We start from the raw sequence: 3,419 nt of genomic DNA, 5'->3' as shown, positions 1-3,419 counted from the left end.
CAGGGCCTGGGCCGCGAGATGAAGGGCGACCAGGGAGGACGAGCAGGCGGTGTCGACGGTGACCGCCGGTCCCTCCAGACCGAACGTGTAGGACAGCCGTCCGGAGACCACGCTGGACGTGTTCCCGGTGAGGAGGTAGCCCTCCAACTCCTCCGGGACCTCGGGCAACGCCATTCCGTAGTCGTTGTACATGACGCCGGCGAAGACCCCGGTGCGGGAGCCGCGGAGGGAGCGCGGGTCGATGCCCGCGCGCTCGAAGGTCTCCCACGCGGTCTCCAGCAGCAGTCGCTGCTGCGGGTCGGTCGCGAGGGCCTCGCGTGGGCTGATCCCGAAGAACTCGGCGTCGAAGTCTCCGGCCTCGTGCAGGAATCCGCCGTGGCGGGTGTACGACGTGCCGACGCGGTCGGGGTCGGGGTCGTACAGGGCGGCCAGGTCCCAGCCCCGGTCGGCGGGGAAGCCGGAGATCGCGTCGGTCCCGTCCGCCACCAGCCGCCACAGGTCCACGGGGGAGGTGACACCACCCGGATACCGACAGGCCATGCCGACGATCGCGACGGGTTCGTCGGCGACGGACGCCAGAACAGCGGCCACCGGGCCCGCATTGGTGGTTCCGTGCTCCCGTTCGGCGCCGGGCAGCAGTGACAGGACGAAGGCGGTGAGCGCCTGCGGGGACGGATGGTCGAAGACCGCGGTGGCGGGCAGCCGCAGACCGGTGGCCGCGGTGAGGCGGTTGCGTAGTTCGACGCCGGTGAGCGAGTCGAAGCCGAGGTCGCGGAACGCGCGGGCGCCGTCGACCGCCGCCGAGTCGGCGTGCCCGAGCACGGCGGCGACCGTGCGGAGGACCAACTCCCCGACGAGGCGCTCCCGTTCGGTCTCCTCGAGCGTGGCCGTGCGGTCCGCCCAGGCTGCCGCACCACTCGCGGCACCGGTGGCGACGGCCTGCCGCAGCGGCGCCCGGACAAGATCGCGCAGCGGAGCCGGAAGCACGCCCTCTGCGGCTCGCTCGCGCAGGGCGGCGGCGTCCATACGCACCGGAACAAGAGCCGGCTGCCCGCTCTCCAGGGCCGCGTCGAGCAGGGCGAGCCCCTCCTCGGCGGTGAGCGGTGCCAGCCCCGAGCTCGCCCAGCGCGCCCGTTGCGTCGCGTCGAGCCCACCCGCCATGCCTTCGTCGGTGCCCCACATGCCCCAGGCCAGCGCGGTGGCGGGCAGCCCACGGGTGTGTCGGTGCCGGGCGAGAGCGTCCAGGAATGCGTTGGCAGCCGCGTAGTTGGCCTGTCCCGCCGTGCCGACCACCCCGGTGACGGAGGAGAAGAGCACGAACGCCGACAGATCCGCGTCCAGCGTGAGTTCGTGGAGATGACGGGCCGCGTCCGCCTTGGGCCGCAGTACGGCGTCCAGCCGGTCCTCGGTCATTGACTCCACGGTGCCGTCGTCGAGTAGGCCCGCGAGGTGGAAGACGGCACCGATCGGGCGGTCGGCCGGTATCCCGTCGAGGACCCGGGCGAGAGCGTCCCGATCAGTCACGTCGCAGGCCGCGAACTCCACCGAGCAGTCCGACTCGGCCAGTTCGGCCGCCACGTCGTCAGCGCCGGGTGACTGCACGCCGCGACGGCTGAGCAGCAGCAGATGGCGTACGCCGTACCGCTCGACGAGATGTCGTACGAGAAGCCGGCCCAGCCCGCCGGTGGCTCCCGTGACCACGACAGTGCGGTCGGTCCGGCCGAGCCCGGTGGCGGTCGTGCCTTCGGCGCCGTCCACGGTGCCCGTCCCGGCCGGGACGAGTCGCGGAACACGCAGCTCTCCTTGCACAACAGAGAGTTGGGGCTCGTGTACACAAGTGTTCGCGAGTGCGGGCAGCAACCCGCCCAGCTCGTCGAGGTCCTCGGGCAGGTCGGCCAGTGCGAAGCGGCCGGGGTGTTCGGACTGGGCCGAACGCACCAGGCCCCACGCCGTGGCCGCCCAGGGGTCGCCGCCCTCGGCACCACGGGTGAGGAACAGCAACCTGGCCTCCTCGAAGCGCGCGTCGGACAGCCATGCGCGCACGGAGTCGAGCGCGTGGGCGGCCGCCGCGCGGCCCGGCGGCACCGGCACCGCGACCACAGCGGGCACGGGTTCCCGCGCGGGCAGCTCAGCAAGCTCGTCGACCAGCGCGACCGTGGTCTCCTCATCCCGGGTCAGGAGAGCCGAACCGGCCGGAACCCAGGCGATCCGGTACGGATCGAGAGACCGGCCGAGGCCGCCGAACTGTCGCTCACCGGTCGACCGCAGTACGAGGGCCTCGGCTGACAGCACGGGGTGTCCGGCGGCGTCCACAGCCGTCAGTCGGCCCGCCGACCAGTGGACCCGCAGCGTGGTGGCGTCCGTCGCGTGCAACTCGACGCCCGACCAGGAGAACGGCAGCGCCGGCCCGCCGGAACCCTCCGGGGCCTGCGCGACAAGTGGATGGAGCGCTGCGTCCAGCAGCGCGGGATGCACGCGGAACCCGGATGCCCCCGCCGCCTCGGCGTCCGGCAGCAGGAGCTCGGCGAAGAGTTCGTCACCGAGCCGCCAGGCCGCCCGGACCCCCCGGAAGGCCGGACCGTACCCGTACCCCAGATCGTCGAGGCGGACGTACAGCGCCTCGACGTCCAGCGGCTGCGCCCGCTCCGGCGGCCACGTGGTGAACGGTGTCGGTGCGGCCGGACCTCCCCCGGCGGACAGCAAACCGCCGGCATGCCGGGTCCATCGACCTCCGTCGGCGGGCCGGGCGTGCACGGTGAGCGGACGCGTACCGCTCTCGTCGGACGCGCCCACGGTCAGCTGCACGTGTATTCCGCCGTGCCCCGCCTCCGGCAGCACCAGCGGTGCCTCCAGGGTCAGTTCGTCCAGCCGGTGGGCCCCGGCGCGCTCACCGGCCGCGAGTGCCAGGTCGACGAACGCGGCGGCGGGGAGCAGGACTCTGCCGAGGACCCGGTGGTCCGCCAGCCACGGGTGCGCGTCGGTGGACAGCACGCCTGTCAGCAGCAGGCTCCCGTCGTCGGCGCGTTCGACCGACGTGCCGAGCAGCGCGTGCCCGGTCGCGTCGAGACCGAGATCCTCGGCACGCGCCGAGGCCGCCGGCGGCAGCAGCCAGTAGCGCTCCCGCTGGAAGGCGTAGGTCGGGAGTCCGGCGTCCGGTGGGGTGTCCGGCAGGAGAGCGTCCCAGTCGACACGAGCGCCGTGGGCATGCGCGGCGGCCAGCGCGGTACGCAGCGTCAGGCGTTCGTCGCGGTCCTTGCGCAGCACGGGGACGGTGTCCGGAGTGAGGGCGCTCAGGGTGGCGTCGGGACCCAGTTCCAGGGCGAAGGTGACGCCGAGTTCCTGGAGTGTCTGGGTGGCGTGGTGGTAGCGGACGGTTTGGCGGATGTGGTGGGTCCAGTAGTCGGGGGAGGTGAGTTGTT

1 protein-coding gene is annotated in these 3,419 nt (G+C 73.1%); it reads right to left on the bottom strand.

Annotation, left to right across the window (positions count from 1 at the left end; genetic code table 11):
- On the bottom strand, positions 1–3,419 hold a 3,419-nt coding region (locus ACWCRD_RS44935), incomplete at both ends, for a type I polyketide synthase (protein WP_450971456.1).

It is taken from the genome of Streptomyces sp. NPDC002092 (assembly GCF_053593775.1).
The sequence above is the reverse complement of the archived record's forward strand: the minus strand, read 5'-3'. Positions and strand labels throughout refer to the sequence as shown.